General features: G+C 71.8%; 1 protein-coding gene. It reads left to right on the top strand.

Going from position 1 to position 517, the window contains the following annotated elements; genetic code table 11:
- Positions 1-517 (top strand): hypothetical protein (locus GGC30_RS16170; protein ID WP_194943629.1); only part of this gene is annotated, 517 nt, incomplete at both ends.

Genomic DNA, 517 nt, shown 5'->3' with positions numbered 1-517 from the left:
CTCGGGTAACCCCGGCAACGGCAACCCTGGCAACGGCAACCCCGGCTCGGGCAATCCGGGCAATGGTAACCCGGGGTCGGGCGACCCGGGCAATGGTAACCCCGGCAACGGCAACCCCGGCTCGGGCAACCCTGGCAACGGCAATCCGGGCAACGGTAACCCCGGCAACGGTAACCCCGGCTCGGGTAACCCCGGCAACGGCAACCCCGGCAACGGCAACCCCGGCTCGGGCAACCCCGGCGCCGGCAACCCCGGCTCGGGCAACCCCGGCGCCGGCAACCCTGGCAACGGCAACCCCGGCAACGGCAATCCGGGCAACGGCAACCCAGGCAACGGCAACCCTGGCAACGGCAACCCCGGCTCGGGCAATCCGGGCAATGGTAACCCCGGCTCGGGTAACCCCGGCAACGGCAACCCTGGCAACGGCAACCCCGGCTCGGGCAATCCGGGCAATGGTAACCCGGGGTCGGGCGACCCGGGCAATGGTAACCCCGGCAACGGCAACCCCGGCTCGGGC

The organism is Brevundimonas sp. SPF441, from assembly GCF_009661015.1.
Lineage (GTDB): Bacteria > Pseudomonadota > Alphaproteobacteria > Caulobacterales > Caulobacteraceae > Brevundimonas > Brevundimonas vesicularis.
Note: the sequence above shows the minus strand (reverse complement) of the source record. Positions and strands in the feature narration are given on the sequence as shown.